General features: G+C 65.7%; 22 protein-coding genes. 7 read left to right on the top strand and 15 right to left on the bottom strand.

Annotated features, from left to right (window positions below; translation table 11 throughout):
• Nucleotide 1: 1 nt before the first annotated feature.
• Entirely contained in the window at nucleotides 2-880 is an 879-nt protein-coding gene (locus AC3WS4_RS13600; protein ID WP_056351661.1) for a LysR substrate-binding domain-containing protein, read from the bottom strand.
• 160 nt (nucleotides 881-1,040) lie between these two features.
• Here AC3WS4_RS13600 and AC3WS4_RS13605 point away from each other — a divergent pair, with 160 nt between their 5' ends.
• Complete coding sequence (locus AC3WS4_RS13605) at nucleotides 1,041-3,362, top strand: CDC48 family AAA ATPase (protein WP_492739677.1); 2,322 nt, start codon at nucleotides 1,041-1,043, stop codon at nucleotides 3,360-3,362.
• Between the two features lie 33 nt (nucleotides 3,363-3,395).
• On the opposite strand, the gene AC3WS4_RS13610 is transcribed toward AC3WS4_RS13605, so the two are convergent.
• Nucleotides 3,396-4,709: an MFS transporter gene (locus tag AC3WS4_RS13610; RefSeq protein ID WP_492739675.1), complete on the bottom strand. Its 1,314-nt coding sequence runs from the start codon at nucleotides 4,707-4,709 to the stop codon at nucleotides 3,396-3,398.
• A 169-nt stretch (nucleotides 4,710-4,878) separates the two neighbouring features.
• Between AC3WS4_RS13610 and AC3WS4_RS13615 the strand changes: the two genes are divergently transcribed.
• On the top strand, nucleotides 4,879-5,517 hold the full coding sequence (locus AC3WS4_RS13615; protein ID WP_156377828.1) for a class I SAM-dependent methyltransferase: 639 nt from the start codon (nucleotides 4,879-4,881) through the stop codon (nucleotides 5,515-5,517).
• Nucleotides 5,518-5,520: 3 nt separating this feature from the next.
• Here the strand turns inward: AC3WS4_RS13615 and AC3WS4_RS13620 are convergent, their stop codons facing one another.
• Nucleotides 5,521-6,717, bottom strand: coding sequence for a phospholipase D-like domain-containing protein (locus AC3WS4_RS13620; protein WP_492739673.1), 1,197 nt, complete (start codon nucleotides 6,715-6,717; stop codon nucleotides 5,521-5,523).
• Nucleotides 6,718-6,851: 134 nt separating this feature from the next.
• Between AC3WS4_RS13620 and rpoZ the strand changes: the two genes are divergently transcribed.
• Together rpoZ and AC3WS4_RS13630 are read left to right on the top strand one after the other, a co-directional pair.
• Entirely contained in the window at nucleotides 6,852-7,196 is a 345-nt protein-coding gene (gene rpoZ, locus AC3WS4_RS13625) for a DNA-directed RNA polymerase subunit omega (protein WP_056351653.1), read from the top strand.
• 128 nt (nucleotides 7,197-7,324) lie between these two features.
• The gene (locus AC3WS4_RS13630) at nucleotides 7,325-7,894 is read left to right on the top strand and encodes a hypothetical protein (RefSeq protein WP_492739672.1); all 570 of its coding nucleotides are present in this window, start codon (nucleotides 7,325-7,327) and stop codon (nucleotides 7,892-7,894) included.
• A 5-nt stretch (nucleotides 7,895-7,899) separates the two neighbouring features.
• Here AC3WS4_RS13630 and AC3WS4_RS13635 read toward each other — a convergent pair whose 3' ends face one another.
• From AC3WS4_RS13635 to wecB, 11 genes are all read right to left on the bottom strand, one after another.
• A complete protein-coding gene (locus AC3WS4_RS13635; protein ID WP_492739670.1) occupies nucleotides 7,900-8,505 on the bottom strand; it encodes a DUF3800 domain-containing protein in 606 nt (201 codons plus the stop codon).
• Between the two features lie 9 nt (nucleotides 8,506-8,514).
• On the bottom strand, nucleotides 8,515-9,006 hold the full coding sequence (locus AC3WS4_RS13640) for a hypothetical protein (protein WP_492739669.1): 492 nt from the start codon (nucleotides 9,004-9,006) through the stop codon (nucleotides 8,515-8,517).
• 24 nt (nucleotides 9,007-9,030) lie between these two features.
• Nucleotides 9,031-10,974 carry an ATP-dependent zinc metalloprotease FtsH gene (ftsH, locus tag AC3WS4_RS13645; RefSeq protein ID WP_056351640.1) on the bottom strand — a complete coding sequence of 648 codons (1,944 nt, stop codon included), beginning with the start codon at nucleotides 10,972-10,974 and terminating at the stop codon, nucleotides 9,031-9,033.
• Nucleotides 10,975-11,060: 86 nt separating this feature from the next.
• On the bottom strand, nucleotides 11,061-12,047 hold the full coding sequence (gene tilS, locus AC3WS4_RS13650; RefSeq protein ID WP_492742830.1) for a tRNA lysidine(34) synthetase TilS: 987 nt from the start codon (nucleotides 12,045-12,047) through the stop codon (nucleotides 11,061-11,063).
• Entirely contained in the window at nucleotides 12,013-12,972 is a 960-nt protein-coding gene (locus AC3WS4_RS13655; protein ID WP_492739666.1) for a tetratricopeptide repeat protein, read from the bottom strand. Before AC3WS4_RS13655 ends, tilS begins: the two co-directional genes overlap by 35 nt.
• A 123-nt stretch (nucleotides 12,973-13,095) precedes the next feature.
• On the bottom strand, nucleotides 13,096-13,950 hold the full coding sequence (locus AC3WS4_RS13660; RefSeq protein WP_056351634.1) for a helix-turn-helix domain-containing protein: 855 nt from the start codon (nucleotides 13,948-13,950) through the stop codon (nucleotides 13,096-13,098).
• A 142-nt stretch (nucleotides 13,951-14,092) separates the two neighbouring features.
• Nucleotides 14,093-15,394: an ATP-dependent protease ATPase subunit HslU gene (gene hslU, locus AC3WS4_RS13665; RefSeq protein ID WP_492739665.1), complete on the bottom strand. Its 1,302-nt coding sequence runs from the start codon at nucleotides 15,392-15,394 to the stop codon at nucleotides 14,093-14,095.
• 61 nt (nucleotides 15,395-15,455) lie between these two features.
• A complete protein-coding gene (locus AC3WS4_RS13670) occupies nucleotides 15,456-16,550 on the bottom strand; it encodes an FAD-dependent oxidoreductase (RefSeq protein ID WP_492742831.1) in 1,095 nt (364 codons plus the stop codon).
• Between the two features lie 17 nt (nucleotides 16,551-16,567).
• Nucleotides 16,568-17,134 carry an ATP-dependent protease subunit HslV gene (gene hslV, locus AC3WS4_RS13675; protein ID WP_492739663.1) on the bottom strand — a complete coding sequence of 189 codons (567 nt, stop codon included), beginning with the start codon at nucleotides 17,132-17,134 and terminating at the stop codon, nucleotides 16,568-16,570.
• Nucleotides 17,135-17,325: 191 nt separating this feature from the next.
• Entirely contained in the window at nucleotides 17,326-18,621 is a 1,296-nt protein-coding gene (gene wecC, locus AC3WS4_RS13680; RefSeq protein WP_492739662.1) for a UDP-N-acetyl-D-mannosamine dehydrogenase, read from the bottom strand.
• Nucleotides 18,611-19,726, bottom strand: a complete 1,116-nt coding sequence (gene wecB / locus AC3WS4_RS13685) for a non-hydrolyzing UDP-N-acetylglucosamine 2-epimerase (RefSeq protein WP_492739661.1) — start codon at nucleotides 19,724-19,726, stop codon at nucleotides 18,611-18,613. Before wecB ends, wecC begins: the two co-directional genes overlap by 11 nt.
• 133 nt (nucleotides 19,727-19,859) lie before the next feature.
• Between wecB and AC3WS4_RS13690 the strand changes: the two genes are divergently transcribed.
• The 3 genes from AC3WS4_RS13690 to AC3WS4_RS13700 all read left to right on the top strand — a co-directional run bounded on the left by AC3WS4_RS13690 (nucleotide 19,860) and on the right by AC3WS4_RS13700 (nucleotide 23,554).
• The gene (locus AC3WS4_RS13690) at nucleotides 19,860-20,732 is read left to right on the top strand and encodes a metallophosphoesterase (protein ID WP_492739660.1); all 873 of its coding nucleotides are present in this window, start codon (nucleotides 19,860-19,862) and stop codon (nucleotides 20,730-20,732) included.
• Nucleotides 20,729-22,693: a polysaccharide biosynthesis protein gene (locus AC3WS4_RS13695; RefSeq protein ID WP_492739659.1), complete on the top strand. Its 1,965-nt coding sequence runs from the start codon at nucleotides 20,729-20,731 to the stop codon at nucleotides 22,691-22,693. Before AC3WS4_RS13690 ends, AC3WS4_RS13695 begins: the two co-directional genes overlap by 4 nt.
• Before the next feature lie 75 nt (nucleotides 22,694-22,768).
• Nucleotides 22,769-23,554, top strand: coding sequence for a class I SAM-dependent methyltransferase (locus AC3WS4_RS13700; RefSeq protein ID WP_492739658.1), 786 nt, complete (start codon nucleotides 22,769-22,771; stop codon nucleotides 23,552-23,554).
• Between the two features lie 7 nt (nucleotides 23,555-23,561).
• On the opposite strand, the gene AC3WS4_RS13705 is transcribed toward AC3WS4_RS13700, so the two are convergent.
• Nucleotides 23,562-24,428, bottom strand: a complete 867-nt coding sequence (locus AC3WS4_RS13705) for an FkbM family methyltransferase (RefSeq protein ID WP_492739657.1) — start codon at nucleotides 24,426-24,428, stop codon at nucleotides 23,562-23,564.

A 24,428-nucleotide genomic window follows, 5' to 3' on the forward strand; every position in this document is an offset into this window, starting at 1 on the left:
CTCAGATCTTCGCCGCGAGCAGCCAGTCGTGGAACAGCTTCACCGCCGGCTGGCGCAGCGCGCGCGGGCGGCAGACGAACCAATAGCTGTACGGGCTGTCGACGTCGAAATCGAACAGGCGGATGAGCCGCGGGTCGTGCGCGTCGTCGAGATGATGGCCGTGCATGAAGGCGACACCGATGCCCTGCGCCGCGGCCTCGAGCATCAGCGGCCCCGAATCGAAATAGTCGATCCCGGCGGGCTCGAGATAGGGCATGCCGATCGCCTTTTTCCATTCGGTGAAGGTTTCGGGCATTTCGCGATGGACGAGGATGGTCAGCCGCTGGAACTGTTCGGGCACGGTGATGGGACGGCCCGTCTCGGTCAGCGTCCGCGATGCGATCGGGAACACCTTGTCCTGATCGAGCCGCGCCGCATAGAGCGCGGGGTCGATGGTGCGGGCGAGCGCGATCGCGGCGTCGATCCCTTCGCCCAGCCGCGCCTCGGCGTGCGACATGGTGTCGATGTCGATATGCAGTTCGGGATGCTGTTGCCGCAGTTCGGGCAGGCGCGGGAACAGGCGTTGCTGGGCAAAGAGCGGCAGGACGTTGAGGTGCAGCCGCATCGACGCGTCGGGGCTGCTCGCCTGCACCACCACCGCGCGCAATTCGTCGAGGATCGGCGACAATTGGTCCTGCAGCGCGCGTCCCGCTTCGGTCAGCCGCAACCCGTGGTGGTGGCGATCGAACAGCGGTCGGCCGACGGCATGTTCGAGCGTCTGGATGCGCCGCGACAGCGCGGGCATCGACAGGCCGAGTTCGCTCGCCGCGGCCTTGACCGTTCCGTGCCGGGCAACCTCGAGAAAGGCTTCCATGCTGCTGAGGGGAGGGAGACGTGGCATATCGTGTGTCCATGATAGTGACATGACAGTGCGGCCCATGCCAACAATTTTTGTGCGCTGCGGCATAAGTCCCGCTTGGCCGGCGTGTATCCAAAGGGGTCGCAAAACGGGAACCGGCGTCCTATCTTCGCCGTTCTGACCATTTTGCGGGAGACACGCCTTGGCCGAAGCAGCGGTAAAAGAAAAACAGGTCAAATTGCAGGTGGCGAACGCCCGCGCCGAAGAAAGCGGTGGCGGCATCGCCCGCATTCCGCGCGCGGCGATGGCCGAACTGGGCGTCACCGAGGGCGATATCGTCCAGATCAGCGGCAAGCGCGGCACCGCGTCGCGCGTCGTGCTGCCCTATGCCGAGGACGAGGGACTCGATGTGATCCGCCTCGATGGCCTGCAGCGCGCCAATGCCGGTGCAGGCGCTGGCGACATGGTGGCGCTGACCCGCGTCGAAACGCGCCCCGCGACGCGCGTGGTGTTCGCCCCGGCGCAGGAAAATCTGCGGCTGCAGGGATCGGCGAACGCGCTGAAGCGCAGCTTTTTCGGCCGTCCGCTGGTGGCCGGCGATACGGTGGCGACCGCCGGGCAGCAGCGCTTGCCGTCGGGCGACATGCCGCCGCAATTGCGGCAGATGCTCAACGCGCCCGCCTATGCGCTCGCCGAAGTTCGCCTGATCGTCGTATCGGCCGCCCCGAAGGGCGTCGTCTTCATTGACGAGAATACCGAGATCGAGCTGCTCCCCGAATATCAGGAGCCGCAGGATGCGCGGCGCACCGACGTCACTTATGACGATCTGGGCGGGCTGGGCGAGACGATCGACCAGTTGCGCGAGATGGTCGAGCTGCCGCTGCGTTACCCCGAACTGTTCCGCCGCCTTGGCGTCGATCCGCCGCGCGGGGTACTGCTGCACGGGCCGCCGGGCACCGGCAAGACGCGGCTGGCGCGCGCGGTCGCCAACGAGAGCGACGCGCAATTCTTCCTGATCAACGGGCCCGAGATCATGGGGTCCGCCTATGGCGAGTCCGAAAAGCGGCTGCGCGACGTGTTCGAGGCTGCGACCAAGGCCGCTCCGTCGATCCTGTTCATCGACGAAATCGATTCGATCGCGCCGAAACGCGGACAAGTAACCGGCGAGGCCGAAAAGCGCCTCGTCGCGCAGTTGCTGACGCTAATGGACGGGCTGGAACCGCGCACCAACCTGGTCGTGATCGCGGCGACCAATCGTCCCGACGCGATCGACGAGGCGCTGCGGCGTCCGGGCCGCTTCGACCGCGAAATCGTCATCGGCGTCCCCGACGAAAGCGGGCGGCGCGAGATTTTGGGCATCCACACGCGCGGCATGCCGCTGGCCGAGGACGTCGACCTGGGCGAACTGGCGCGCACGACTTTTGGCTTTGTCGGCGCCGATATGGCGGCGCTGACCCGCGAGGCGGCGATCGAGGCGGTGCGGCGGATCATGCCCAAGCTCAACTTGGAGGAGGGGACGATACCGCCCGAGGTGCTGGAGGAGCTTCGCGTGACGCGCGAGGACTTCAACAATGCGCTGAAACGCGTGCAGCCGTCGGCGATGCGCGAGGTGATGGTGCAGGCGCCCAAGACGCGCTGGAGCGACATCGGCGGGCTCGACGCGGCGCGCGACAAGCTGATCGAGGGGATCGAACTGCCGCTGAAGAACCCCGAGGCGTTTCGGCGGCTTGGCATTCGTCCGGCCAAGGGCTTCCTGCTCTATGGCCCGCCGGGCACGGGCAAGACGCTGCTCGCCAAGGCGGCGGCGCGCGAATCCGACGCCAATTTCATCTCGATCAAATCGTCCGACCTCTTGTCGAAATGGTATGGCGAGAGCGAGCAGCAGATCGCGCGGCTGTTTGCCCGCGCCCGCGCCGTCGCGCCGACGATCATCTTCATCGACGAACTCGACAGCCTGGTGCCCGCACGCGGCAGCGGCACGTCGGGCGAACCGCAGGTGACCGAACGCGTCGTCAACACGATCCTCGCCGAGATGGACGGGATCGAGGAGATGCAGTCGGTCGTCGTGATCGGGGCGACCAACCGGCCCAATCTGATCGACCCGGCGCTGCTCCGTCCGGGGCGGCTGGACGAGTTGATCTATGTGTCGGTGCCCAATGCCGAGGGGCGAAAGCGCATCCTGGAAATCCAGACCGGCAAGATGCCGCTGGCGGACGATGTCGACCTGTCGGTGCTCGCCGAGAAATCGGACCGCTTCACCGGCGCCGATCTGGAGGATTTGACGCGCCGCGCCGGCCTCGCCGCGCTCAAGCGGTCGATCGACAGCGATATGGTGACGATGGCGGACTTCGATACCGCGCTCAAGGATACGCGCGCCTCGGTCACCGAGGCGATGGAGAAGGATTATGAAAAAATCCAGGGCGAGATCAAACAGAACGCGATGAGCGTCGACCCGATCGGTTTTTTCGCGCCCGGCATGCTCAAGCCGGTGCGCGAGCGCAAGCACGACGAGTCCACCGACTGAATTCCCCCTAGCCCCGAACCGACAGGCTCGGGGCTAGGGTTCGTGGGCGATACCGAAGGCCTGGTCCTGCCGCAGCGCCTTCCACCCCCAGAGGACCAGCCAGCCGCAGAATCCGGCCATCAGGCCGTAGGCGACCATCGGGTGCCAGTTATAGAGCAGCACGCCGATCGCGGGCGAAATGATATAGGCCGATCCGTTGATCGATGCGGTCATGCCCGCGACGGCGCCCTGGTCGCGACGCGGCACGGCGAGCGACGAGCCCGCAGTAAAGCCCGGGCGGAACAGCCCGAAACCCAGCGAGGCGGTGGCGAAACCGATGACGATGCCGTGCAGATCCTGTGCGAGGCCGGTCATCAATATGCCGCCGATGGCGAGCGTGGCGCCCCACAGCACGGTGGGGCGCGGGGTCAGCCTGAACAGCGGGATCAGCCCCCATTGGGCAAGCAGGGTCGCGAAGGCGCCGGCCATCAGCACGATCCCGGTCATCGCCGCGCCCTCGTCGGGGCGAAGGCGCAGTTCGAGCCGGTCGAGGATCAGGAAGCCGATGACGCCGAGCATCATCGCCTGCGCCTGTCCGCCGAAAAAGCCTGCGAGCAGCCAGGGGCGCACGCGCCGGTCGTTCCAGCTCAAGGGTTCCTGTGGCGGCAGATCGGGTTCATTCTCGTCTTCGGCGGTCGGTTCGGAAGGGCCCGCCGAGAGCGGGTAGGACGCGATCGCGCCGCGCGCGGCAAAGCGCGGGATGTCATCGGGCAGGCGCCAGCGTAGCATCGCCAGCACGATCGTTCCGATCAGCGCGAACACCAGCAGCGGCCCCGCCAGCCCGACGATGGGCAGGATGAAGAAGGGCGCGATCGCCGGGCCGATGACGGTGCCGAGACCGAAGGACGAGGAGACGAGCGACAGGGCCTGGGTGCGCTCTTCCGGGTCGGTGCGCGCCGCGACATAGGCCTGGACCGCCGGCGGCGCGGCCGAGCCGAAGCCGCCATAGAGGCTGCGGAAGAGCGCGAAGAGGATGAAGGTGGTGCCGGCGGCGAGCCAGCCCATGAGTCCCGACCATAGGACGAGCCCGCACAGTGCCATCGACGACAGGAAACCGATGACGCCGAGCGCCATCAGCGCCTTGCGCCCGCGCTTGTCCGACTGGCGCGCCCAATGCGGTGCGGTGAGCACCCACAGTAGCGCCGACCAGCTGAACGCCAGGCTGACCCAGACGTCGGGAATATGCAGTTTCGCGCCGATCGCGGGCAGGATCGATTGCATCGCGGTATTGCCCGCCGCGGCGACGAGCATCACCGCGAACAGCACCGCCATCCGGTCGGGGGGAATCGAACGGCTGACATTCGACATTCCCGGCTCCCCCTCTTTTTGCATAAGTCGTTGGCCCGATTGTCCTACACGGCCTGTCCCGTCTGTCCAGCGACGGAACGTGGGCGGGGATTGTCAAGCGCACTCTTTCCTTGCGCCGCGCGCCCGATTTTGCCACGCCTCAAGGGTCCGCAACAACGCGAAAGCCATCATGTCCAATCCCCGGGCGCAGGCCCAAGAACAAAAGGTTCCCCTGATCAAACGGATCAGGGACCGCGCGCGGCGCTTTTTCGGGCCGTGGGGCATGTTCGTGAAGGGCTTCATCAAGCATCCGGTGATGGTCGGGTCGATCGTGCCGTCGTCGCCGACGCTGATCCGCCACATGCTGAAGCCGGTGGACTGGAAGAACACCAAATTGTTCGTCGAATATGGTCCCGGCGTCGGCACCTTTTGCCGCCCGGTGCTCGAACGGATGGCGGGCGATGCGACGCTGATCGCGATCGACACCAATGAGGATTTCATCGACTATCTGCGCAAGGACATCCGCGACAGCCGCTTCATCGCGGTGCACGGATCGGCCGCCGACGTCGAAGAGATCATTCGCGCCCATGGTTTCGATCATGCCGACTATGTCCTGTCGGGCCTGCCTTTCTCGACCCTGCCCGCCGGCGTCGGCCCGGCGATCGCGGCGGCGACGCACCGCGCATTGCGCCCCGGCGGCGCCTTCCTCGTCTACCAGTTCCGCGCCCGTGCGCGTGATTTCCTTGCGGCGCATTTCGCGCGCATCGACAATGCCTTCGAATGGGTCAACGTCCCGCCCTGCTTCCTGTTCTGGGGCTGGAAGGACTGAGGATCAGATCTCGGTCTCGGGATCGATCTCGCCAAGCCCGAAGTTGAGCCGGCGCGTCACCGTATAATCGACCACCCCGACGACGAACCAGGCCATCGTCCAGCGCAGCCGGGTCAGCCAGCTCGCGCGCGCCTTGTGGCGCTTGCGCGTGATGACCTCGCAGTCGGGCTTTTGCCGGGTGATGAAATCACACATCTGTGCCGCGAATCCGGCGTCCTCGATACGCAGCATCACCTCGACGTTCACGAACAGGCTGCGCATGTCGAAATTGGCGGTGCCGACGTGCACGACATCGTCGATGACGATCAGCTTCATATGCAGCCGGCACGGCTGATATTCCCAGATCGCCGCCCTTTTGCGCAGCAAATAGCCATAGAGCAGGCGCGAGGCGCCGATCGTCGCGGGATTGTCGGACTTCGCCGACATGATGAAGCGCGTCCGCCCGCGCCGCGCGACCCTGCCCAGCCGCCGCAACATGCCCTGCCCGGGCGAGAAATAGGCCATCACCATATCGAGCCGGCGGGCGCCCTCCAGGTCGGTACGCACCGCGCGCGCCCAGGGCGACAGCCGCTGGGTCGGGCCGCCGACGAGCCAGGTCACCGGCTCGCTGTCCACCGGCCATTCGCGGATCAGGCGGCGCAGCGCGAGCAGCTTGCCGTCGTCGTTGACGGTGTAATCGTGGATCTCGGCGAACCAGTCGACCATCCGCGCCACCGAGGGCCCGCGCACGACGATGCCAAGGTCGAACCAGCAATGGGTGTCGCGGCGGCTGAGATAGGGGGCGGCGATGTTGAAACCGCCGGTCACCGCGATCTCCTCGTCGACCAGCAACAGCTTCTGGTGATTGCGGATGAGATAGGTCGAACGCCAGTGGCGCGAGAAAAAGGTCACGCCGCCGCCGGCGTCGCGCAGCGGGGCGAAGACGGCGTCGGCCGTGTCCGACGAGCCGAAGCTGTCGATCACGGCGCGAACGCGCACCCCGCGCTTCGCCGCCATCGTCATCGCGTCGAGAATCCGCGTACCCGCGCCGTCGTGCCGGAAGATGTACATGACCAGGTCGATGCTGCGGATCGCGCCGTTGATCAGCGCCAGCAGCCGTTCGAGCCGTTCCGCCCCGTCAAAGATGACCTCGAGCCGGTGCCCCGCGACGTCGGCGCGCAGCGTCTGGAGTTCGCTGGCGGGGACGGGATCGGCGATCATGCCATCGCTCATAGGACGGCCGCGACGGTGGGGGCAAGGGCAGGGGATTCGTTGACATTCGCCGGGACGCCTGCTAGCGCGCAGCGCTTGCCGCCATGCCTCCGGGCTGGCCTCTCCTCGATCAAGGAAAACACATGGCCCGCGTTACCGTCGAAGATTGCGTCGACAAAGTTTCCAACCGTTTCGATCTGGTTCTGCTCTCGGCGCACCGCGCCCGCGAAATCTCGGGTGGTTCGGAGCTGACCGTCGATCGCGACCGCGACAAGAACCCCGTCGTCGCGCTGCGCGAGATCGCCGAACAGACCGTGCGCCCGAAGGATCTGTCGGAAGCGCTGACCATATCGTTGCAGAAGGTTGTCGTCGACGACGACGATACGCCCGATGAAATCAGCTCGATCAGCCGCTCGGCCGAAGCCCTGCGCCTCACCGCTGCCGCGCCGCCGCGCAGCCCCGCGGGCGGTGGCAGCGACTTCGAATAAGTCGAAGCCATATCGGATCACCAAGGAGGGCCGCGGGAAACCGCGGCCCTTTTTGTTGGCAAAAAGGTTGCATGCTGTTCTCTCGACGCACAGACTTACAGATAGTTTCGATGTCCCGGAGGGTGGACATGACCCATCGCCCCTATAAGCTAGCCGTAGCGAGCATTTTTGCCCTGTTTGTCGGCCTTGTCGAAACGCTGGCAACTTCGTTTGAACTCTATCAGGCGGGTATGCCCCAATCATGGGGACGCTCGATTCTGACGGGCGTATCGATCATGGCAAGCCTGTACGCACTTCTGGAAATCCGACGCCTTCTGCGTATGCTGGGCCGTCCATCTCTCATGGTGGCTTGGCTGACGATTGGCTTCTGGGGGGCCGCTCTGGCTACCGTCCTTCTGGGGATACTGGCATTTCGGTCGAACACGCTCTCCGGCCTACTGCTTTTCCTTGCGGCCATTGTCCCGCTGTTCGTGCTCGGCGTGTCACGCGATATGATCACGGAAGTCTTGGAACCCGATCAGCGCGATCTGTTCCAGTGGCGTGAGAGCGAAGATCGCGCAGCTGCGCTGGAATTGGAGGTTGCGCGCCTAAAGGAGAATCAAGCAGATCTCGATAAATTGCTTCGTGAGAATCCTGAACTCGCGTCGGCATATGGGCTGCCGCTTTCGGCACGCATCCGGGGCGGCGAGTTGCCATAGCTCGCTTAGGGAACTCGAGTCTGCTCCGCCACCCGGATCGCCTTCGACGCCAGCATCGGCTCAATGATCCGCGCGATCCGCGCCGCGCGTGGGGACTTCACCGCGATGTTGAACAGGCTGTTGGCGATCACGTCGGCGATCTGGACGCCGTCGCTGCGCTTGCTGTCGGCGAGCGAGGCGCGGCCCCATTGGCCGAGGCCTGCCTGGATTTCCGCGCGGACGTGCGACAGGATCTTGGGGTCGTAGCGCCCGTCGTCGATGACGACGTCGGTGCACACGCCGCCGGTCTCCGGCAGCCAGTGACCGACCGCGCTGTTGAGCAATGCGCCATAGAGAGCGAGGTCGCTCGGCATGGTGCCGTCCGCGTTTTTCGCAAGCGTATCGCGCTCAGCCACCGCGACCCAGGCGCGGCCGCCGGCGCGGTCGAACAGTTCGAGCAGATAGGCGCGCTCGACGACCGAGATGCGGCTGCCTTTCAGCTCGCCGCGCAGCCCGGTGACGCCGCGAAAACGCTTGTGGATGTCCGCCGCCGCTTCGGGCGTCAGCATCACCGCGGCGAAGGTCATCGCGCCCGCGTTGAGCCCACCCGATTCATCGCAATAAATGGTCATGCCCGCAGCCTAGCGGACGATGCCAAAAAAGGTGACCTTCTTGACCGCGCCCGCCGCCAGCGGTTCGGGCAGGACCCATTGGACATGAGTGACGTCGTCGACGGTCGCCGGACGTGCCGCCGCGCCCGCCACCGGCACCGTCAGCCCGGCAAGGGTCCCATAGGTCTTGCCGCCGTCGATCGAGACCGAAAATCCCGCCATATCGTCGGTGCTGGCGAAGCGCACCTCGGGCGGGATCGGGTTGACGAATTTGAGGCCGGCGGCGGATTCGCTGGTCTGGTTGTCGAGTTGCAGCGTGAAGCGCAGCCGGTCGCCGGGAACGACGGTCTCGGGCGCCGAGAAACTGATCTTGCGCTGGCCCGCGGCGCCGGTCGTCACGGTCTCGACCTCGACATTCTGGCTGAACTCGACGCGCTGGAACGCCTGCACCGGACTGGCGAGCGCGAACATCGCCGCGACGCCGAGCCCGAACCGCGGCAGGCGGAATCTCTTGCGCTTCATGTCCAACCCCCCACCGACCGGAACTTATGCACCCTGCGGATTGACGTCACCGAAGGGGCGCGGTTTGCGCTTGATCTGCGGCAGCGAGCCGGCGTGGCCCGACACCGGGGTGCCGTGCTTGCTCTGGTCGTCCTCGCGGCCGATGTCCTCGCCCTTGATCGCGCGCTTCGATTCCTCACCCGACAGCGTCTCATATTCGAGCAGCGCGGCGGCGAGCAGGTGAAGCTCGTCGAGATTGTCGGTGAGCACCTTGCGCGCGACATTCTCGCCTTCCTCGACGAGGCGGCGGACTTCGGCGTCGATCAGCCGCGCGGTGTCTTCGGACATATTCTGCGCGCGCGACACGCTGTGGCCGAGGAACACCTCGTCCTGGTTGTCGCGGTAGCGCAGCCAGCCGAGCTTTTCGGACATGCCATATTCCATGACCATCGAACGCGCCATGTCGGTCGCCTGCTGGATATCGTTCGACGCGCCGGTGTTGAGCTCGTCCTTGCCATAGATCAGCTGCTCGGCGATGCGGCCGCCGAAGCAGAGCGCGAGCCGCGCCTTCATCTGCTTCATGTTGGTCGAATAGCGATCACGCTCGGGCAGGTTCCAGGTCACGCCCAGCGCACGGCCGCGCGGGATGATCGTCACCTTGTGGAGCGGGTCGCAGCCTTCGACGTGCAGCGAGACGAGGGCATGGCCGGCCTCATGATAGGCGGTCGACTTCTTCTCGTCCTCGGTCATCACCATCGAACGCCGCTCGGCGCCCATCATGACCTTGTCCTTGGCTTCCTCGAATTCGTCGCTGGCGATCAGGCGTTTGCCCTTGCGCGCTGCGAGCAGTGCGGCTTCGTTGCAGAGGTTGGCCAGATCGGCGCCCGAGAAGCCCGGCGTACCGCGCGCGACGCGGCGCAGATCGACGTCGGGCGCGAGCGGTTTCTTGCGCGTGTGCACCTCAAGAATCTTCTGGCGACCCTCGATGTCGGGGCGCGGCACGACTACCTGGCGGTCGAAGCGGCCCGGACGCAGCAGCGCGGGGTCGAGCACGTCGGGGCGGTTGGTCGCGGCGACGATGATGATGCCCTCATTCGCCTCGAAGCCGTCCATTTCGACGAGCAGCTGGTTGAGCGTCTGTTCGCGTTCGTCATTGCCATTGCCCAGCCCGGCACCGCGATGGCGGCCGACGGCGTCGATCTCGTCGATAAAGACGATGCACGGCGCGTTGCGCTTGGCCTGTTCGAACATGTCGCGGACACGGCTGGCGCCGACGCCGACGAACATTTCGACGAAGTCCGAACCCGAAATGGTGAAGAAGGGCACACCCGCCTCGCCGGCGATCGCGCGGGCGAGCAGGGTCTTGCCGGTGCCGGGCGAGCCGACGAGCAGCGCGCCCTTGGGAATCTGGCCGCCAAGCTTCGAGAATTTGGTCGGGTCTTTCAGGAACTCGACGATTTCCTCGAGCTCCTCGCGCGCCTCGTCGATGCCGGCGACGTCGTCGAAGGTCACCTTGCCCTGTTTCTCGGTGAGCATCTTGGCACGCGACTTGCCGAATCCCATCGCACCCGAGCCATTGTTCTTCTGCACCTGACGGAAGACGAAGAAGGCGATGCCGAGAATCAGCAGGAAGGGCAGCGACTGGATCAGCAGATAGACCCAGATATTGCCGGTTTCGGTCGGCTTGCCGTCATATTTGACATTGTTGTCGTTGAGCAGCTTGAGCAAGCTGGGATCGGGCACCAGGTTGGCGCTGAACCGTTCGTTATTCGTCAATGTGCCCGTGGCGCGCTCCTCCGTCAGCACGACGTCCTTGACCGTGCCCTCCTGAACCTTCTGGCGGAATTCGGAGTAGGTCAGCGGGGTCCCCGCGGGCTGCGACGCGCCGCCGAACATCGAGGCGACGAGGAGCATGGCGAGCAAGATGCCGCTCCAGATCATCACGCTCTTCATCCAGGGGTTGCCCTGCGGTTCCTTGTCGTCCTGCATCGGAAACTTTCCAAATATCGCGCACGTCGCGCATCAACCCTGCCAAGATAGGATAGTCGCGTTAAATGACAATGAGCCAAAGGCGGTTATTTGCGGGCTTTCCGGCGCGGCGCGGCGGAAATACGCCAGATCGTGCCGGCGAGGCCCGGAACCGCATCGATCAGCAGCGCCCCCACCATTGCGCGCCGCCCATTCTTCATCGCCGTGACGACCCCGTCGAGCGAGGCGCCGCGTAGCGCAAGGCCGCCGTCATTGGCGCGCAGCCGCTGGGTGACGACCCGGCGGAAAATCTCCGGCGGATAGCCTTCGTCGCGGATCACCGCGATGTCGGAGGCGTCGGGCCAGGAGGCGATCAGCCGTTCGACCGCCCAGTCGATCGCGTCGTCGGCTTCGGCCAGCCAGTCGGCCGAACGCGACGCCGCCTCGACGTCGAGCAGCTTCTGCGAGGCGAGGGCATGACGCAGCCGGGCACGGTCGAAACGGCTGTCGCTGTTCGACGGATCGTCGACGAAGGGAAGGTCCTCGTCGAGCGCGATGCGGACCAGTTCGTCGTGCCGCCAATGAAGCAGCGGACGCAGAATCGCGCCGTTCCTGGCGCGGATCGACGCCAGCCCGCCGACGCCGCTGCTGCGGTTGAGCCGCATCACGATCGTTTCGAGCTGGTCGTCGGCATGATGCGCGGTGAGGATGTGGCCGAGCCCCTCGTCCTTGCGCCACTGTTCGAGCAAGCGATAGCGTTCGGTGCGCGCCGCCGCCTGCTGCGACCCCTTGATCGGGGTCGGCGGGGTCAGCGTGGCATGCGGGATGAGCTCGCGCGCGCAAAAGCCCGCGACCATGCGGGCTTCCTCGTCGGAACCCTGTCGCAGGCCGTGATCGACGGTCGCCGCGCGCACCTGCCCGGGCAGCAGGCTGGTCATCAGCCAGAGCAGCGCCATCGAATCCGGCCCGCCCGATACCGCGACGCCATAGCTCCGCTGCTGCCAGCCCGGACCGACGAGCGACGCCAGCTGGCGCCCCAGCCGGTGGACGGCGTCGGCCTCAGCAGCCGGCTTTTGTTTTTGCGGCGGCAGCATCGGTACGCACATCCTGCGGAGCCTTGTCGCCATAGACTTCCTCGAGCTCGCGGAAAGCCTTGCAGGCGTCGGCCTTGCGGCCCAGCTTGTCGAGTGCGACCCCCATGTACATCAGGCTGTGCGGGGCGCGGGCGCCGCTCGGCCGATCCTTGTAATTGTTATAGAAGGCGACCGCGGCGAGGCTCGGCTTGCCTTCGTCGAGATAGGTGCGGCCGAGCAGATTCTGCGCGAAGCTGGCGAGGCGGTGCTGCGGCCATTTGGCGACGACGTCCTTCAGCTGGGTCTGCGCCTCGGGATAGAGCTTCGCCTCCCACAGCCGGTAGCCATAATTATAGGCATCGTCGGTTTCGTTTCCCGTCGCCGGAATCTCGACCTTCTTCACCAGCGCGAGGCGCGCGGCGCTCGCGGCGGGGGCCGCCGGGGTCGCTGCGGGCTTTTTCACCGGCGCGGCGGTGGTCGTGGCCGGCTTCGTCGTCGAGGCAGGCGTCGTCGCGGGCGGCCGGGCCGCCGTCGTGACGGGCAGGCTCGCGGGCGTCGTTTCGACCGTCAGCGGCGGCGCGGCGAAGCGCTTGTCCACCTCGGCCTTGTAGGCGGTGAACTGTTTTTCGAGTTCACGCAGCTGGAACGCGTTCTGCTCGGTCTGCCCGGTGAGCGTCTGCAGCTGGTTTTCGAGCGCGTCGACACGCGCGGTGAGGTCGATCACCGGCGCGCTGCTCTTCACCCGGTCGCCGGCGACATTGTCGGGTGCGATCTCGCCTTCGAAAAAGGCGGGGCTGCCGCCCGGAAACACCGAGCGCTGTACCGCGCGCATTTCCTTTTCGAGCCGGTCGACGCGCTTGCCGATCGTGTCGTCCTGCGCGTGCGCGGCACCGGGAAGCGAAACCAGCAGCGCGGCGGCCGCGGTTCCCAGAAAATAGTTACGCATCGTCATCTGCCTTTTCGGCTCCCACACCCGATTAACCATTACCTGGCTCATAACGCGCCAAGGGCCGCTTGCGCAAACCCAATTCGGCGCGGCGACCTTTCAGCCCGGCGGACCGGGCGTCGCTCAGCGCTTCGTCGCCACCGGCGGGATGGTTTGCGCCGCCCCCGCGCCGTCGGCCCGCGCGACCAGATCGGCGGGCTTGAGCGAGATATTCTTGACCAGCGTATCGGCGGGTCCGACCGCACCGATGTCGCGGCCGCCGACGGTGACCTTCAGCGCCTGCGGAATGCTGGTGCGCAGCGTGAACTGCTGAACATAGGCCGCCGGCACCTCATAGGTTTCGCCCGCGTCGAGGGTGCGCCAATTCTCGGTCTTGCCGGTCGCATCGTCGAAGCCGATCCACACTTCGGACAGGCCGGTCAGCACGACCGGCGCATCGGCAGGGACGGCCTGGCCCGGCGCGGCGGCTTTCGGCGCCGGCGCGGTGCCGGGCGCGGTCGCCGGGGCCTCGGAGTTGTCGGCGGCCTGATTCTGCGCCGCGATCAGCGCCTCGTCGGGTTCGACCGACAGGAAACGCCAGATCCCATAAGCGGACCCGAGCAGCAGCGCGACGATGACCAGGGTCCAGGCGAGCCGGGCGGTCGGCAGCCGCGCCGGGTCGGTCGGTTCATAGGCCTCGTAAAGCGGGCGCGAACCATAAGCGTCTTCTTCGAGTTCGCGGCGAATGGCCGCACCGATCTCGGCCTCGGGCAGATCAACGGCACGGGCATAGGCGCGTGCGAATCCTGTCACATAGGTGCGGCCCGGCAGTCCCGAAAACTCGGACTTCTCGATCGCTTCGAGATGGCGCTGGGTGATGCGCGTCCGCGTCGCGACATCGGCGAGCGACAGGCCCACGGCTTCGCGGGCCAACCGCAGCCGGTCACCCGTCCGCGTGATCGCCAGTTCGCCCTGCTCCGGGGCCTCCTCGTCTGCCATCAAAATCTCCGTGCCGGTCGTTTGCAACCCATGTCGACCTTGCGCGCCGTTCATCGCACTGACGGCGCGGCAAAGTCAAATGAAGTTCGGCAAAGGAACGGCTGAAAAGGACGGGAATTACGCCCGTCCGCGCGGCAGGCCGTCAGAGCACATATTTGCTGAGGTCGGTGTCGCCGACGATGTCGGAAAGCTGGCTGTCGACATAGGCGGCATCGATGTCGATGACCGTTCCGCCGCGGTCCTCGGCGGTGAAGCTGATTTCCTCGACCAGTCGTTCCATGATCGTCTGCAATCGCCGCGCGCCGATATTCTCAACCTTCTCGTTGACGTCGGCGGCGAGCTTGGCGACGCGCGCGATGGCATCGGGGGTGAAGTTCAGCGTCACGCCCTCGGTCGCGATCAGGGCGCTATACTGTTCGGGCAAACCCGCCTTTGTTTCGGTCAGGATACGCACGAAATCACTCTCGGTCAGGGCGCCGAGTTCGACCCGGATCGGCAAGCGACCCTGGAGTTCGGGGAGTAGGTCGCTCGGCTTGGCGACATGGAAGGCGCCCGAGGCGATGAACAGGATATGGTCGGTCTTCATCGGGCCATATTTGGTCGCGACGGTCGTGCCTTCGATCAGCGGCAGCAAGTCGCGCTGGACGCCCTCGCGGCTTACCGATCCGCCGCGCACATCGCTGACCGCGATCTTGTCGATCTCGTCGAGGAAGACGATACCGTTCGCCTCGGCATCGGCGAGCGCGATGCGCGCGACATCGTCCTGGTCGAGGCGCTTGTCCTGCTCCTCCTCGATCAGCCGCGTCGCGGCCTCGATGACCTTCAGCTTGCGGCGCTTCTTGGGCGCACCACCCATCGCCTTGCCGAGCATGTCGGACAGGTTGATCATGCTCATCTGGCCCGGCTGGCCCGGCAGTTCGAACGGCATCGACGGCGCGTCGGAAACCTCGATCTCGACCTCGCTGTCGTCGAGATGGCCTTCGCGGATGCGCTGGCGGAAACTCTGGCGCGTTGCTTCGCTGGCACCCTTGCCGGTGAGCGCGTCGAGCAGCCGCTCCATTGCGGCTTCCTCGGCGGCGGCGCGCACCGCCTCGCGGCGGCGGTCCTTCTCCAGCCGCACCGCTTCCTCGACAAGGTCACGGGCGATCTGTTCGACGTCGCGGCCGACATAGCCGACCTCGGTGAATTTCGTCGCCTCGACCTTGATGAAGGGCGCGTCGGCGAGCTTGGCCAGGCGGCGCGAGATCTCGGTCTTGCCGCAGCCGGTGGGGCCGATCATCAGGATATTCTTGGGGCTGACCTCGTCGCGGAGGTCGGGGCCGAGCTGCTGGCGGCGCCAGCGGTTGCGCATCGCGACGGCGACGGCGCGCTTGGCGCCATCCTGGCCGATGATATGCGTGTCGAGGGCGGCGACGATCGCCTTCGGGGTCAAAGCTTCGTTCATTTGTGGGATGGTTCCAGACAGAAAATCATGAGATCGCTAGATGGCGGTTCGTTCCGGGGTTTCAAGCGGGGCAGCGAAAGCCGGCGAAAAGCGCCTGATGCGAGGCGACGATGCGCGCGATGCGTTCGGGCTCAACCTCTGCTTCCCATTTGCCCCGCTCATAGCTGCCGCCGAGGACAATGCCGTCGGGGCGCGGGAACATATAACCCGCCTCGCCGGCAAAGGCGTAATTTATCTCGGGCTGGGGGATCAGCATCGCGAGCTGGCCGCGGATCGGGATCAGTTCGGTGTCGCCGAACAGGGCGTGCGAGCCGAGCCCGGTGCAATTGAACACGAGGGCTTCCGGAAGATCGCCGATCTCCGCCGGAATCGCGAAACCGCGCACGACGACACGGCCACCCGCGCTCTCGAAATCGCGCTGCATCTGACGCAGGTAACGCCCGGTCTCGACATAGATGGTGTCGTAGCGCCACAGCCGTTCGACGGGGAAGGGATGTTCGTCGGGGCGAAGCTGACGCGCGGCGGGCGGGAAAGTGGGGAGCCTCGGCTCTTCCTGCGTCCCCTCGGTATAGGTGGTCAGCCAGCGCACGCCATAATCGTCGCCGACCATGATCTGAAAGCGCCGCCAGCTGTAATCGAGTGCCGCAACGAACTGGCGGCGCCATTCGGGCGTCACGGCGTCGTTCCTGTACAGGCTGAAGGGATGAAACTGTCCGCCCGCGATGTTCGAGGTCGTGTCGGGCGGCAGCGCCTTGGCATAGAGGGTGACGGCGAACCCCGCCTCCTGCAGCAGCCGCGCGGTCGAGAGGCCCATGACCCCGGCGCCAATCACCGCGACCGGGCCATTGTGGCCAGCGATACCCATCTCGACCGCGAGCTTGGAACTACCCCAGCTCATCGTGATGCCCGCACCGCCATGGCCATAATTGTGGACGAGCCGCTTGGCGCCCAGCGCCTCGGCGCGCACGACGAAGCCGCTCGCGCGATAGGGGCGCAGACCCGCGGCCGTCCGGATCACGCGGTCGGGCGAGGCCTTGACCGCTGTCAGACAGGGCGCGGCGCGAGCCGGCGTGCGTGCGGTCGTCATCGCGCAGCCGGGCAGCGCGAGCGCGGCGGAGGCGGCGACGAAATGGCGGCGGGGGAGCGTCACGGTCACCCGCCGACCATAAGCGATCAGCTCTTGCTGTCGATGACTTCCTGCGTGAACTGGTCGTTGGTATAGACGCAGATGTCGGCCGCGACTTCCATCGCCTTGCGCACCAGCACCTCCGGGTCCTTTTCGTAATCGACCAGCGCGCGGGCGGCCGACAGCGCGAAATTTCCGCCCGAGCCGATCGCGGCGATGCCGCCCTTGGGTTCGAGCACGTCGCCGTTGCCGGTGATGACGAGCGTCACCTCCTTGTCGGCGACGATCATCATCGCTTCGAGGTTGCGGAGATATTTGTCGGTGCGCCAGTCCTTGGCGAGTTCGACCGCGGCGCGCAGCAACTGGCCATTGTGGCGTTCGAGCTTGCTCTCGAGCCGTTCGAACAGGGTGAAGGCGTCGGCGGTCGCACCGGCGAAACCGCCGATGACGCTGCCGTCGTGCAGGCGGCGTACCTTGCGCGCGTTGGGCTTCATCACCGTCTGGCCCATCGACACCTGGCCGTCGCCGATGATGACGACCTTGTCGGCGCTGCGGGCGGAAAGAATGGTGGTTCCGTGCCAGGGCGCGGCACTATACGCATGGGGATCGTTCATGCGGCGGATATGGGAGAGTGGGGCGAGGGGTGCAAGGGGAGGGCCGCGATCCTCCCTGTGGCCGGAGGCCATGGGGAGGGGGACCGCGCCCGGAGGGCGCGGTGGAGGGGCAGCGACGTCGCGCCATTGCCCCTCCGTCAGCGCTACGCGCTGCCACCTCCCCATCGCTTCGCGACAGGGAGGATTTGACGTTAAGCCACCGCCCGCGGTGCGGGCGCCGTCGTCGGCCACCCCTGATCGGGCCACAGTCCGCGCGTGTCATAAACGATCTTGCCGCTGCGTTCCTCAAGCGGGACCGATTTGAACACATCATGGTCGACGAGCACGATCATGACGTCACAGTCCGCCAGCGCATCGTCGAGTTCGACGAGTTCGGCGCCGCTGCCGGCGAATTCCATCGGCAGGCCCTTGGCAAAGGGTTCGACGATCTGGACGCGCTGGCCGAACTGGCGCGCGAGCGCTGCCGCGACCTCGACCGCCGGGCTTTCGCGGAAATCGTCGATATTGGGTTTGAAAGCGAGACCGAGCACGCCGATTTTCGCCTGCGGATGGCTTGCGACCAGCGCGGCGGTCGCGGCGATGACGTGCGACGTCTTGGCCAGGTTGACCTCGCGCGCGGTGCGGATCAGCCGGCTTTCGTCGGGCGCGCCATGCACCAGGAACCAGGGGTCGACCGCGATACAATGGCCGCCGACGCCGGGGCCCGGCTGCAAGATGTTGACGCGCGGGTGGAGGTTGGCGAGGCGGATCACGTCCCACACATCGACCCCCATCTTGTCGGCGATCATCGACAATTCATTGGCGAAGGCGATGTTGACGTCGCGGTAGCTGTTCTCGACCAGCTTGACCATTTCGGCGGCGCGGGCGGTGGTGGTGACGCAGGCACCGCGCACGAACTGGCGGTAGAAGGTCATCGCGCGGCGTGCGCAGCGCGGGGTGATGCCGCCGATGCAGCGGTCGTTGTCGACCAGCTCGATCAGGATGCGGCCGGGCAAGACGCGCTCGGGACAATAGGCGACGAAAATGTCGGGGGTGCCGGTGCAGCGGCCCGGCACTTTCAGGTCGGGGCGCTCGGCGGCGAGCAGTTCGGCGACCTTTTCGGTCGTGCCGACCGGCGAGGTCGATTCGAGGATCACGAGGTTGCCCGGCTGGAGGACCTTGGCGATGCCGCGCGCGGCGTCGAGGACGTAGCTGATGTCGGGGCGATGCTCGTCGTCGTGCGGGGTCGGCACCGCGATGACGAAGGTGTCGGCGGCGACCATCGTCGTCGAGGCGACGAGCGCGCCGCGCGACACTACGCCCTGCACGAGACCGTCGAGATCGACTTCCTCGATATGCACCTTGCCGTTGTTGACGGTCTCGACGACATGCGCGCTGACGTCGATGCCGGTGACCTTGCAACCCGAGCGCGCGATCAGCGCGGCGGTCGGCAGGCCGATATAGCCCAAACCGACGACGGTGACTTTCTGTTCGATATCAACGGGCACGCGCGACAATCTCCGCAATCTGGGTGCCAGCCGTGCCGTCGCCGAAGGGATTATGGGCGCGCGCCATGGCGGCATAGGCTTCTTCATCGTCCAAAAGGCTGAAAATTTCGGAAACGATGCGGTCCTTGTTCGTACCTACGAGCCGCGCGGTGCCGGCTTCGATGCCTTCGGGCCGCTCGGTCGTCTCGCGCATCACCAGTACCGGCTTGCCGAGCGAGGGCGCTTCTTCCTGCACCCCGCCGCTATCGGTCAGCACCAGTTCGCTCGACGCGAGCAGGCGGACGAAATGCGGATAATCGAGCGGATCGATCAGCGCGACATTGCCGAGGGCACCAAGGATCGGCTCCATCGCCGCACGCACATGCGGGTTGGGATGGACCGGAAAGATCACCACGACGTCGGAGCGTGCCGCGATCGCGGCGATGGCATCGGCAATCGCTTTCATGCCGTCGCCGAAATTCTCGCGCCGGTGCGAGGTGACCGCGACGATGCGCTTGCCCGCGAACCGCGCGAGCAAGGGATCGAGCCCCCCCGCCAGCGATGGCTCCTCGTCGATCCGCGCCTTCGTCGCCAGCAAGGCGTCGATCACGGTATTGCCGGTGATGTGGATACTCGCCGCCGGCACATTCTCCGCCCGCAGCGCCGCCGCCGCGGTTTCGGTCGGGGCGAAATGCAGATCGGCGACCGCACCGGTGACCTTGCGGTTCACCTCCTCGGGCCAGGGGTGATAGATGTTGCCGCTGCGTAGGCCGGCCTCGACATGGCCGACGGGAATCTTGCGGAAATAGGCCGAGAGCGTCGCCGCCATCGTCGTCAGCGTGTCGCCATGGACGAGGATGCGGTCGGGCTTCTCGGCGTCGAACGTCTCGCCCAAACCGACGACGAGCCGCGCCAGCAGCCCGTCGAGCGTCTGGTTCGCCTGCATGACGTCAAGGTCGATGTCGGGCGTGATCCGGGCGATTTCGAGCACCTGGTCGAGCATCTCGCGATGCTGCGCGGTGACGCAGACACGGACGTCGAGTCCCGGCTGGCGCCGCAAAGCGTGCACCACAGGGAACATCTTGATCGCTTCGGGACGCGTCCCGAACACCGTCATCACCTTCATTTTTCGCTCTTGCCTCGGCTGTTCATGGCGCTGTCCCTAATTGATTTTGGTTGTTATCCGCTTAACTTCGTGGCGAAACTCGTCAGGGTGTGATCCTTGTCATTGCGATGATCGCCGGTAAATGCCTGAAGCCATGCATCCCGATCGCGGTTCGTGCGTTGCTACGGCGCTGCGGCATAGACCGACGATTTGGGGTAGGGCGTCAGTTTCAATCGGTAAGACCATGTTAAAAAGACTTTTCAGCCGCAAAGCGGCCCCCGAACCCGTAGCCGAAGACTGGCCGCAGGTGCCGTCCGGCACGCGCGTCTATGCCATCGGCGACGTCCATGGCCGGCTCGACCTGCTCGACGCGCTGCTCGCGCGGATCGCCGACGAAAGCGCGCGCGATCCGGCGGATACCGTCCATCTCGTGATGCTGGGCGACCTCATCGATCGCGGCCCGCAATCGGCACAGGTCGTCGAACGGCTGTTGACCACGCCTTCCGGCATCGACGAACTGCATCTGCTGATGGGCAATCACGAAGAAGCGCTGCTCGAAATCCTCGATGGCGCGCATTCGCAGCTCCCCGGCTGGATCCGCTATGGCGGCGAGCAGGCGCTGCAGAGCTACGGACTTGAAGACTCGACAATTTTCGGCGATAGAGAGGCATTGGTCGCCAAAATCCATGCCGGCATACCGGCTTCGCATGTTCGTTTGTTCCGCTCGATGGTGGATTATGTGCAGATTGGCGACTATCTCTTTGTTCATGCAGGGATTTTCCCCGGGCGCCCACTCGACCAGCAACAGGTCCACGACCTGCGCTGGATCCGCGAGCAGTTTCTCGATGACGAACGGGATCATGGCGTGATGGTCGTTCACGGCCACACGATCACCGCCGACGTCGATTGCCGCGCGAACCGTATCGGCATCGATACGGGTGCCTATCGCAGCGGCATGCTCACCGCGCTCGTCCTCGAAGGGCGGGCGCAGCGCTTCCTCAAGACCGGGGAGAGCGTGGCGGCATGATATTGGGGCGAATTTGGGGGGTGGTCGAGGAGCATATCCTCGCGATGCTCGAAACGCTGGTCGCACTGGGCCGCAGCGAGAAGCGCGCGATCCTGATCGTCGCCGACGCGCTGCTTTGCGTCGCCGCGGTTCTGGTCGCTTTCTCGCTTCGTCTCGGCCGCTGGGAAATCTTCGATCGCGAGGTCGGGCTGGCGGCGGTCATCGCGCTGTCGAGCTGGCTGCCGATCTTCCTGATGCGCGGCACCTATAGTTCGATCCTGCGTTTCTCGGGCGGGCGCACCATGGTCGGGCTCGGCTACTCGGTCCTCCTCTATTCGATCCCGCTGATCGTCATTTTCGGGATCATCGGGATGGCCGGCATCCCGCGGACCCTGGCGTTCATTCAGCCTTTGCTGTTCCTGCTGTTCCTCGCCACCGCGCGTATCATCGCGCGCTACGCCGTCGTCGATCTGCTCAAGCGCCGCGATATCCAGCAGCAGTCGGTCGTGCTCATCTATGGCGCCGGCGAGGCGGGGCAACAGCTTGCGATGGCGCTGCGCGGCGACCCGGGGATGCGGCTGGTCGGCTTCATCGACGACGACCGCAAGATCGAGGGCGAGATCATCGATGGCGTCCCCATCTATTCGCGCCCGAAACTGCCTTATCTGGTCGATAGCTTCGGCGTCACCGACGTGCTGCTCGCGCTGCCGCACGTCACCCGCTCGAAGCGACGCCGGGTGATGAAATCGCTCGAAGACTGGCCGATCCGCGTCCGCATGCTGCCCAATATGCGGCAGATCATCGACGAACAGGTGTCGGTCAGCGACCTGCGCGACGTCCAGATCGAGGATTTGCTCGGCCGCGACCCGGTGCCGCCGAACCAGTTGCTGCTCGGCCGCACGATCGTCGGCAAAACGGTGATGGTGAGCGGTGCCGGCGGCTCGATCGGCAGCGAACTCTGCCGCCAGATCGTGACGATGCGCCCCGACAAGCTGATCCTCGTCGAATCGTCCGAATATGGGCTTTATGCGATCGGCCAGGAACTCCAGGCGGCGATCGCCGAATTGCCCGAAGGGCAGCAACCCGAACTGGTCGAGGAACTGGGCAATGTCACCGACCAGCCGACCGTGCGGCGCCTGCTCGCGCGCTGGCAACCCGACACGATATTCCACGCCGCTGCCTATAAGCATGTGCCGCTGGTCGAGGCGAACCCGATCGCCGGCATCGGCAACAATGTGTGCGGCACCCTGTTCATGGCGAGCGAGGCCGACCGCGTCGGGGTCACGAACTTCGTGCTGATCAGCACCGACAAGGCGGTGCGCCCGACCAACGTCATGGGGGCCTCGAAACGCGTGTGCGAACTGGTGCTGCAGGGCCTCGCGGGCCGCGGCAGCAAGACCATCTTCGCGATGGTCCGGTTCGGCAATGTGCTGGGGTCGAGCGGCTCGGTCGTGCCGCTGTTCCGTGAGCAGATCCGGATTGGCGGCCCGGTCACCGTCACCCACCGCGACGTCACGCGGTTCTTCATGACCATCCCCGAAGCCGCGCAGCTCGTTATCCAGGCCGGCGCGATGGCGAAGGGCGGCGAGGTGTTCGTGCTCGACATGGGCAAGCCGGTGCGGATCATCGAACTGGCGCGCACGATGATCAACCTGTCGGGGCTGACGGTGCGTGACGAAGATCATCCCGACGGCGATATCGAGATCGCCGAGGTCGGGCTGCGCCAGGGCGAAAAACTCTATGAAGAACTGCTGATCGGCGACGATCCCAAGCCGACGAGCCACAGCCGCATCATGCAGGCACGCGAGGCGATGCTCGAATGGGCCGACCTGTCGGCGAAGCTCGACCTGCTGCGCGACGCGATGGACCATGGCCGGGCCGAGGCATGCCTCGATATCCTGCACGACCTCGTCCCCGAATTTCGGCCGCCCGAAGAGGTCAATCAGGCGAGCGCCGACATTCAGGCGCCGCTGGCCGGCTGACGCCCCACCGAACGCGCTGTTGCCCGCACCGGCCCGGTGCGATAGCGCGTGGCGTCCCTCCATGGAGTTTCCCCCTTGCCTGCAAATTTCGACGCGCTCGACCAATATATCGACCGGCAGATCGAGGCCGTCGCGGGCTATTTCGGCCATGTCGAATGGGCGGCGATCGACGCGATCGGGCGCTGGCAGGTCGAGGCGGGGATCAAGGGCAATCTCGCCGAAATCGGCGTCCATCATGGCAAGCTCTACTTCATTCTGGCGCTGCTCCGCCGGGCCGGCGAACGCGCACTCGCGATCGACTTGTTCCAGGATGACGGCCTGAACACCGGCATCCACACAGGCCGCGACAAGGCGTTTTTCGACAATCGCGACAAACTCGGCATCACGCTCGACGAGGAAGAAATCTGGACCGTCGACACACTGACGCTGACGCCCGAGGCCCTGCGCGCGCGCATCGGCGACGTCCGGCTGTTCAGCGTCGATGGCGGCCATGCCTATGCGAATGTCGTTCACGACATGCGCCTTGCCGAAGCCGTTCTGGCCGACGACGGCGTGATGATCATCCATGATTTTTTCGGGATCGGCTGGCCCGACGTATCGGTCGCCGCGATCCATATGCTCACCGAGATGAAAGATCGGCTGCAACCCTTTCTGATCACGCAATATAAACTATTCGTCGCGCGCCCGGCGGCGGTCGAGCGCTATCGCGCGATGCTTGCGGCCAACCCACGCCTCGCCACCGCGCAAATGTCCGACCGGGCGATGTTCGACAACCCGATCACCCTGCTCAACCTCGGACGGCGCGAATTGCTCGAGCGGCGGATCAAGCGCAAGCTGGGCTTCTATCCCAAAAAGCTGTGACCGCGCGTCAGCCGGCGAGGACTTCGGCGAGGCGCTCGGCGGGGCAGACGACATATTCGGAGAGCGAAAGGTCGCCATGGATGCCGATCGCCTCGATCGGCGCCAGTTCGAAACCGCCGCCGCGCCCTTCGTGGAGCACTCGCAGCATGCGATAGTCGAGTTCGGCGAAGCGCGCTTCGATGCGGGCCTGCCGCGCGATGCGATCGGTGCGGCCTTCGTCGTAGCAGGGCAGGATTTCCATCGAGATCAGCGGGCGATCGCGCGCGATGACCGGCGCCAGCGCGTCGATCACGTCGGCCTCGGCGCCCTCGACGTCGATCTTGACCAGCCCGATCGGCGCGGCGAGCAGGTCGTCGGGCAGGTCCGATGCGCCGAGGATGGCGACGGTCTTGCGAAAGCTGATCGTTTCGCCGGGTCGGAACCCCTCGACGATCGACGCCGAGGAATCGCCGCTGCGGCCGTTGTAGAGTTCAAGTGTCACGATCCCGCTTCGCGCCCCGAGCCCGGCGGGCACGACGCGGCAATCGGGCCAGCCGTTGGCGGCAAGCAATTCCTCGACATAATGGACGCACACCGGATTGGGTTCGAACCCGACATAGCGGCGGCCCGGATCGATCGCTTTCACTTTGATCAGCGTCTGGCCGAGATTCACCCCGACATCGACGAAGGTGCCGGTCGTCATGCCCATCAACCGGCGCAACAGCGCAAGCATCCACGGCTCGGTCAGTTCGGCCATCAGCCCCGCCGACACCGGCACCGCCACCTGGGCCCCTCCGACATGGGCGGAAACATTGCGGTTGAGCCGCGAAAATTGCCCGATCCGGCGCAGGACACGGTTCGCGAAGCGGCTGCTGGCGTTGATCTCCATGCTCAT

It is taken from the genome of Sphingopyxis sp. EU05-FHT14B03, assembly GCF_058790875.1.

Excerpts from the sequence above, each read along its gene's own strand:
- AC3WS4_RS13600 (WP_056351661.1), bottom strand. The coding sequence starts at position 880 with ATGCCACGTCTCCCTCCCCTCAGCAGCATGGAAGCCTTTCTCGAGGTT.
- AC3WS4_RS13640 (WP_492739669.1), bottom strand. The coding sequence starts at position 9,006 with ATGAAGCGCAAGAGATTCCGCCTGCCGCGGTTCGGGCTCGGCGTCGCG.
- tilS (WP_492742830.1), bottom strand. The coding sequence starts at position 12,047 with ATGCTGCCGCCGCAAAAACAAAAGCCGGCTGCTGAGGCCGACGCCGTC.
- AC3WS4_RS13620 (WP_492739673.1), bottom strand. The coding sequence starts at position 6,717 with ATGATCGCCGATCCCGTCCCCGCCAGCGAACTCCAGACGCTGCGCGCC.
- AC3WS4_RS13655 (WP_492739666.1), bottom strand. The coding sequence starts at position 12,972 with ATGCGTAACTATTTTCTGGGAACCGCGGCCGCCGCGCTGCTGGTTTCG.
- AC3WS4_RS13695 (WP_492739659.1), top strand. The coding sequence starts at position 20,729 with ATGATATTGGGGCGAATTTGGGGGGTGGTCGAGGAGCATATCCTCGCG.
- AC3WS4_RS13610 (WP_492739675.1), bottom strand. The coding sequence starts at position 4,709 with ATGTCGAATGTCAGCCGTTCGATTCCCCCCGACCGGATGGCGGTGCTG.
- AC3WS4_RS13660 (WP_056351634.1), bottom strand. The coding sequence starts at position 13,950 with ATGGCAGACGAGGAGGCCCCGGAGCAGGGCGAACTGGCGATCACGCGG.
- hslV (WP_492739663.1), bottom strand. The coding sequence starts at position 17,134 with ATGAACGATCCCCATGCGTATAGTGCCGCGCCCTGGCACGGAACCACC.
- AC3WS4_RS13615 (WP_156377828.1), top strand. The coding sequence starts at position 4,879 with ATGTCCAATCCCCGGGCGCAGGCCCAAGAACAAAAGGTTCCCCTGATC.
- wecB (WP_492739661.1), bottom strand. The coding sequence starts at position 19,726 with ATGAAGGTGATGACGGTGTTCGGGACGCGTCCCGAAGCGATCAAGATG.
- rpoZ (WP_056351653.1), top strand. The coding sequence starts at position 6,852 with ATGGCCCGCGTTACCGTCGAAGATTGCGTCGACAAAGTTTCCAACCGT.
- AC3WS4_RS13690 (WP_492739660.1), top strand. The coding sequence starts at position 19,860 with ATGCATCCCGATCGCGGTTCGTGCGTTGCTACGGCGCTGCGGCATAGA.
- AC3WS4_RS13635 (WP_492739670.1), bottom strand. The coding sequence starts at position 8,505 with ATGACCATTTATTGCGATGAATCGGGTGGGCTCAACGCGGGCGCGATG.
- ftsH (WP_056351640.1), bottom strand. The coding sequence starts at position 10,974 with ATGCAGGACGACAAGGAACCGCAGGGCAACCCCTGGATGAAGAGCGTG.
- hslU (WP_492739665.1), bottom strand. The coding sequence starts at position 15,394 with ATGAACGAAGCTTTGACCCCGAAGGCGATCGTCGCCGCCCTCGACACG.
- AC3WS4_RS13630 (WP_492739672.1), top strand. The coding sequence starts at position 7,325 with ATGACCCATCGCCCCTATAAGCTAGCCGTAGCGAGCATTTTTGCCCTG.
- AC3WS4_RS13705 (WP_492739657.1), bottom strand. The coding sequence starts at position 24,428 with ATGAGCATGGAGATCAACGCCAGCAGCCGCTTCGCGAACCGTGTCCTG.